At 66.5% G+C, this 5,783-nt stretch carries 7 protein-coding genes; 5 read left to right on the top strand and 2 right to left on the bottom strand.

What is annotated here, in order from left to right:
• Window positions 1–990, top strand: a 990-nt coding sequence (locus WBQ44_RS16070; protein ID WP_495567668.1) for a DNA polymerase IV, incomplete at its 5' end; no start/stop codon positions are given.
• 155 nt (window positions 991–1,145) lie between these two features.
• Window positions 1,146–1,661: a WKL family lipoprotein gene (locus WBQ44_RS16065; protein WP_495567667.1), complete on the top strand. Its 516-nt coding sequence runs from the start codon at window positions 1,146–1,148 to the stop codon at window positions 1,659–1,661.
• A gap of 111 nt (window positions 1,662–1,772) precedes the next feature.
• Here the strand turns inward: WBQ44_RS16065 and WBQ44_RS16060 are convergent, their stop codons facing one another.
• Complete coding sequence (locus tag WBQ44_RS16060; protein ID WP_495567666.1) at window positions 1,773–2,528, bottom strand: hypothetical protein; 756 nt, start codon at window positions 2,526–2,528, stop codon at window positions 1,773–1,775.
• Window positions 2,525–3,466, bottom strand: a complete 942-nt coding sequence (locus tag WBQ44_RS16055) for a hypothetical protein (RefSeq protein WP_495567669.1) — start codon at window positions 3,464–3,466, stop codon at window positions 2,525–2,527. The genes WBQ44_RS16060 and WBQ44_RS16055 overlap by 4 nt, the downstream gene beginning before the upstream one ends.
• An 85-nt stretch (window positions 3,467–3,551) precedes the next feature.
• Between WBQ44_RS16055 and lspA the strand changes: the two genes are divergently transcribed.
• From lspA to WBQ44_RS16040, 3 genes are read left to right on the top strand one after another with little or no spacing between them, the layout of a single operon-like run.
• Entirely contained in the window at window positions 3,552–4,196 is a 645-nt protein-coding gene (gene lspA, locus WBQ44_RS16050) for a signal peptidase II (RefSeq protein WP_495567665.1), read from the top strand.
• Entirely contained in the window at window positions 4,193–5,119 is a 927-nt protein-coding gene (locus WBQ44_RS16045; protein ID WP_495567664.1) for an RluA family pseudouridine synthase, read from the top strand. Before lspA ends, WBQ44_RS16045 begins: the two co-directional genes overlap by 4 nt.
• Entirely contained in the window at window positions 5,116–5,781 is a 666-nt protein-coding gene (locus WBQ44_RS16040; RefSeq protein ID WP_495567663.1) for a hypothetical protein, read from the top strand. Before WBQ44_RS16045 ends, WBQ44_RS16040 begins: the two co-directional genes overlap by 4 nt.
• Window positions 5,782–5,783: the final 2 nt, after the last annotated feature.

Genomic DNA, 5,783 nt, shown 5'->3' with positions numbered 1-5,783 from the left:
GAATTGGCGGGTGCGACGGCCACCGAGGTGCTCGAATTCTGCGAAATGCTGCGCGCATTGGTCCGCGAGGAGACGGGGCTCGTCGCGTCCTTGGGAGCGGGCTCGGGCAAACAGATCGCCAAGATTGCTTCCGGACTCGCCAAACCGGACGGTGTGACGGTTGTCTCACCGGATGAACAAACAGCATTGATGGCAGCGCTCCCGGTCCGCAAATTGTGGGGGATAGGTCCGGTAGCCGACGAGAAGCTGCGGCGGCTCGGCATCGACACGATCGGCAAGTTCGTCGCCACCCCGGAATCGGAGGTGGCATCGATCCTCGGCGCCACCGTTGGGCCCAGTCTGCACAAGCTTGCACGCGGCATCGACGATCGCGCGGTCACCGAGCGTGCCGAGGCCAAACAGGTGAGTGCCGAGACGACGTTCGCCCACGACATCGTCACGCTCGCGGAGTTGCGTACCGCGGTCGAGGCCAGCGCGGATGCGGCGCATCGACGATTGTTGAAGGACGGCCGCGGGGCGCGAACCGTGGTGCTGAAGCTCCGTAAAGCAGACATGAGCATCATCACCAGATCGGCGACGTTGCCGTACGCGACCGTGGACAAACAGACCATCGTGGCGACTGCTCAGAGGCAGGTGCTCGACCCTGTCGAGCTAGGCCCGATTCGGTTGGTCGGAGTTGGCCTGGCGGGGCTGTCGGCCGTACAGCAAGGCTCGCTGTTCCCCGAGTTGGATCACGAGTCACTGGACGTTCTCGGTGGATCGGTCGCCGCGCCGGACCCCGCGCCCGCGGCGGGCGATACCGGGCCGAGGTGGCAACCCGGCATGGACGTAAGGCATCCTGAATACGGACACGGGTGGATTCAAGGGGCGGGCCACTCCGTGGTGACTGTTCGATTCGAGACACGATCGTCGGGGCCGGGTCGGGCTCGTACCTTCGCGGAGGAGGACGAGCTGCTGGTTGTGGCGGATGCACTCGACAGTCTGCAATAGCAGTGATTACTACCCATGAGTAGCCTGGCTCCTTTCGGCGTGAGTCCTCGGATGGCATAGTGAAGCAGCCGAGACGAACGTCGCAGGTACTCATGGGCCCGCACGTGATCGAACACCGTAAGCGAACGAGTAGTAAGACTGAAGGGACAGAGCACTTGAAGCTTCGTAACACCCGAAAGGCCATGGTTGCCGGCGTCGCTATCGCCGCAGCCCTGACGATGACCGCATGCAGCTCGGACGAGGGCAGCGACAACGGCACCGCGTCGACGACGTCGTCTGCCATGTCGTCCGCATCGGCCGCTCCGCAGGCGTCGGGCGATTACCCACCGGTGCCGAGCCCCGAAGAGCTCAATGCCGAACTGCTGCGCGGTCTCGACCCGGCCGTTCCGGTCGAGGAGAAGGCTCAGCTCATCCAGGGCGCCGAAGCCGATCCTGAGCTCATCAACCAGGTGGCTGCTGCTGCAGTGCAGAACGGCGCCGACATCCAGATCACCAGCGTCGACGACCTCGGCGACGGCACCCTCAACGCGGGCGCCACCCTGACCATCAACGGCCAGGCAAACCCGGGCAGCTTCGTCTTCGTTGCCGAAGACGGCAAGTGGAAGCTCTCGAAGGACAACGCCTGTGGATTGGTTCAGCTCGCGCAGCTGACCTCGCCTGCATGCGCGTGATCGCCTGACTCTCGGCTGACCGATGCCGGTGTCTCGTCCCCATGAGGGACGCGGCATCGGCATTTGTCGTTTCCGAGCGCATCGACTGTTCACGCGTGCCCCCGGGGCGACCTAGACGCCTTTGTCGACGCCGCGAATCCTGTCGACGGCAGTTTCCGCCAGTGCGGTGAGTGCGTCCGGGTCGACGCCCTCCTGGCTGGTGACGACCAATTGAACGACGGTCCGGTCCACCACCGCGACGACGGCGTCGGACACGAGCGTGAATCCCTCGCTTGTGGTCTCGAGTCGAACGGACGTCGACGCGTCGCCGACCGGCATCTGTTCGCGACCGCTCAGCTGGTATTCGACGTCGATACCGTCGGCGTCGGTTCCCGAGAACGCCGTGCACTCCGCGATCGTGCTCTGCACTGCTTCGAACGCGTCCGCTGCCCCGATCTCGGGATAGCTCGCGGCATCCTCGTCTATGGACGAGAAGTTGGGGCCCGCATACCGCACCTCGGCGTCGGCTGCGGCTCCTGCAACTTGATCGGCGATCGGCGCCAACACGTCGGCGCAGCGCTGCGGGTCGGTACCGGACCGATCGGGGGCGTCGTACTCGGGCGCTGGGTCGAGGCCGAGGTCTCGTACCGGGTCCGGCAGCACCGCGTACCCGTCGGGGAGATCCGTCGGTGTCAGCATCGCGGTTTGCAGCACGGCGGCGTCGGTGATCGTCGACCCGGACAGTGGATTCGGCGCAGGCACGCGCGAACCGATCTCGGCGCGCTCGGCGTTCCCAGCGGAAGACTCGGCAACGTCGTCGTCGGACGCGCCACACGCCGCGAGAGCCAGTAGTGGGACCGCGCTCAGGAGTACCAAAGCACGCTTCATGGCGTCGTCCACCGGAGCGAGTCGCCGGCGTCCTGACGCAGCACGGTCGTGCTCTGCGGGTCGCTGTACTGCTGAGTGCCGCCGACGATCACCTCTCCCGACACGGGAAGTGGTTTCGTCAGGTCCATCTCCAGAGTTCCGGAACCGGTCATCGTGTAGGTGTCGATGTCGAGTCGGCCTGCATCGTCGGGCAGTTCGAGTGTCGTCGACTCCGGCGTCTGCTCGATGCGCACGTCGACGGTCACCCGGTCGCCGTCCCGCGCGCGCAGCGTCGCCGTCGTCGTCTGATTCAGCGTCAGGCCACTGATCACCTGCTGTTTCACCGTCCACACCGCGCCGACGCCGACGTCACCCTCGGGGAACGAGATCGATCGATACACCGCCTGGTTGAGAGCCTGCTCTATGGCGGCCCTCGCCGAATCCTGGGCCTGTTCGGCGGGAGTGATTCGCAGCGCGGTGATCGCGCCGTCGGCCGTCATTGTCAGACCTGCCTCCGACCCTTCGGCGGCGACGAGCGATTCGGTCATGCGTTGATCACCCGATGTCGCCACTCCGACTCGCAGATTCACTTCTCGGTCTTCGTCGTCCGCGGGTGCCTGCGCAGACAGGGGCAGGGTGATCTCCGGTGTCGAGAAGTCCTGGACGGGTTGATCGTCGATCTGCTGCGTGACCGAGGAGCGCGTCGTGAGGGACACCTCCTGGGTGCCCGCCAGATCGGGAGCCAGAGCGGAACGCGGTTCGGCGCCTGCATCGACGAGTTCGACCGTCACCGGCGTCACGGGAAGTGATACCCCCGACGTCGTGGTCGGAGCGGCGGCGGTGTCGGCCGGCGCGTCGTCGATGCCGCAGCCTGCCACGAGTGCGGCGAGTGCAGCGGCACCCGCCAGCACCCGGAAGGTCCGTCTCGGACGGTGCTTCGGGTTCGGAGAAGTCGAGATCACGGCACCAGGCTACGGATACCCAGCGACTGCATGCGCCCGTGTCGGCCGCCCGCCCGATCCGGATGTCGGACGCAGGCCCTGGATGCGACATGATAGGGGAGTGAGTGAAGACCGTCCGACCGATCCGACCAGTCCCGAACCAGGACCCGCCGCAGCCCACGAGGCGCCGGGTTCGACCGAAGAATCATCCACCCCGGCGCCGGTGGTGTCGAACCCCAAGCGCCTACGGACCCGAATGCTGATGCTCATCGCCTTCGTCGTCCTCGCGTTCGATCTCGTGACGAAGATCGCGGTGGTGCACTGGATCCAACCCGGTAAGCCCGTCGAGATCATCGGCGACACCGTCACGCTCCGGCTTGTGCGCAACGCGGGGGCTGCATTCTCGTTCGCCACCGGAATGACCTGGTTGCTGACGATCGTGGCGGTCTGCGTCGTCATCGCGGTCATCCGCATCGGGCGTACCCTTCGGTCGCCGTGGTGGGCACTCGGACTCGGCCTCGTCCTCGGTGGCGCACTGGGCAACCTCATCGATCGATTCTTCCGTTCCCCAGGTCCGCTGCAGGGTCATGTCGTCGACTTCGTCTCCGTTGGATGGTGGCCGGTGTTCAACGTCGCCGACTCGTCCATCGTGTGCGGTGCGATCCTTCTGGTCGTGTTGAGCCTGTTCGGGTTCGAACCCAACGGCGAGCGCACCCAGAGCAAGAAGACCGCGGCGGGTACAGCGTGAGGGAATCGCGATCGATGCCGGTTCCCGACGGACTCGACGGAATGAGGGTCGACGCGGGGGTCTCTCGTCTCCTCGGGCTCTCGCGAACCGTGGTCGCCACTCTGGCCGAGGAGGGATCGGTAGCCGTCGACGGATCGACCGTCGGCAAATCCGATCGGCTGTCCGCCGGTACCTGGCTCGAGGTCGAATTGCCGGAGCCGACTCGGGAACTCACCATCGAGGCGCAGCCGGTCGAGGGCATGGAGATTCTCTACGCCGACGACGACATCGTCGCGGTCGACAAGCCCGTCGGGGTCGCCGCGCACGCCAGCGTCGGCTGGACCGGCCCGACCGTCATCGGCGGGCTCGCCGCTGCAGGCTTTCGAATCTCCACCTCGGGCGCGCACGAGCGTCAGGGCATCGTCCACCGCCTCGACGTCGGAACGTCGGGGGTGATGGTGGTCGCAACCTCCGAGCGCGCCTACACGCTGCTCAAGCGGGCGTTCAAGCAGCGCACCATCGAGAAGCGTTACCACGCCTTGGTGCAGGGACACCCGGACCCGAGCAGCGGCACGATCGACGCGCCCATCGGCAGGCACGGCAGCAACGATTGGAAGTTCGCGGTGCGTGCGGACGGCAAGGCCAGCGTGACGCACTACGACACCATCGAGGCCTTCCAAGCCGCCAGCCTGCTCGACGTGCACCTCGAGACGGGGCGTACGCATCAGATTCGCGTGCACTTCTCCGCGCTGCGCCACCCGTGCTGTGGAGACCTCACCTACGGTGCGGATCCGCGGCTCGCCGAGCGGCTCGGGCTGATGCGTCAGTGGCTGCACGCGAAGTCACTTGCTTTCGCGCACCCGTCCGACGGTCGCTGGATCGAGATCGAAAGCAAGTATCCCGCCGACCTCGAACACGCACTCGAGGTCCTGCGGAGCGCATGAGTCGATACCGAGGAGCTGCCGAGGCAACGGCTCTCGTGGCTGCAGCCGTCCTGCTGTGCGCCGTCGTGGGTTATGCCAATCCGCTCCCGGAACCTCGGATCGGCACCGACCGGCTCGGCCCGGACAACGGCGAACGAGTCGACGAATACCTCGCGCGCGCAACCGAGAGCGTCGACGATGCGCGGACGGACAACGATCTGCACTGGGCGCTGGTGTCGTTCGACTCTCCGTTGGCGCCGTTGCAGTCGTACGAGTCGGCCGCCGAGGTGCGGATCGCGCAGGTGCTGCTGCGAGTTCCGATAGAGCGAGTGCAGACGCAGGAACTCGTCGTCGGCGTTCCGGGCACGGAGGCGTCGATTCTCGAAGCTACCGACACCGCCGCGTCGAGACTGCAGGGCTCGATGGGCGAATGGGACCGGCGGGCGCAGGTCGACGCCGTCTCGGCGGCTCGATTGGCCGCGGGCTGCGACTGCGTCGTCGGACTCGTGGTGCACGCGGACGGAACGTCGTTGCAGGCCCTCGGCGCACGACCGGACATCCGAGCCGTCGAGGCGCTCCCGGCCGACGCCATCGCTGGGCGCTTCGCCGTTCGAGCGTTCCTGCCCGACTACGTGGACGTCGTCGGGTCGCTCCCCGACGACGGTCCGATTCCCCCTCGATGAGA

Origin of the sequence: Rhodococcus sp. (in: high G+C Gram-positive bacteria) (assembly GCF_049591685.1) — a bacterium.
Lineage (GTDB): Bacteria > Actinomycetota > Actinomycetes > Mycobacteriales > Mycobacteriaceae > Rhodococcoides.
This window is presented reverse-complemented; position numbering and strand designations above follow the sequence as displayed.